This window comes from Cupriavidus sp. 22TCCZM01-5, from assembly GCF_057798915.1.
The window spans coordinates 558-1,018 of record NZ_JBYOJR010000088.1; the positions used below are offsets into that span (position 1 = coordinate 558).

The window sequence follows — 461 nt, forward strand, 5'->3', positions numbered from 1 at the left end:
ACCGAACCGACTAATGTTGAAAAATTAGCGGATGACTTGTGGCTAGGGGTGAAAGGCCAATCAAACCTGGAGATAGCTGGTTCTCCCCGAAAGCTATTTAGGTAGCGCCTCGGACGAATACTACTGGGGGTAGAGCACTGTTAAGGCTAGGGGGTCATCCCGACTTACCAACCCTTTGCAAACTCCGAATACCAGTAAGTACTATCCGGGAGACACACGGCGGGTGCTAACGTCCGTCGTGGAGAGGGAAACAACCCAGACCGCCAGCTAAGGTCCCAAATTACTACTAAGTCGGAAACGATGTGGGAAGGCTCAGACAGCCAGGATGTTGGCTTAGAAGCAGCCATCATTTAAAGAAAGCGTAATAGCTCACTGGTCGAGTCGGCCTGCGCGGAAGATGTAACGGGGCTAAGTAGTAAACCGAAGCTGCGGCAATGTACTTTAGTGCATTGGGTAGGGGA

Annotated in this window: 1 rRNA gene (only partly in view); it reads left to right on the forward strand. The window is 51.4% G+C overall.

Annotated elements, in window-relative coordinates:
- Positions 1 to 461: ribosomal RNA gene (locus tag AC3FNH_RS32535) — 23S ribosomal RNA — on the forward strand (its annotated part extends 557 nt beyond the left edge of the window); the annotation flags it as partial.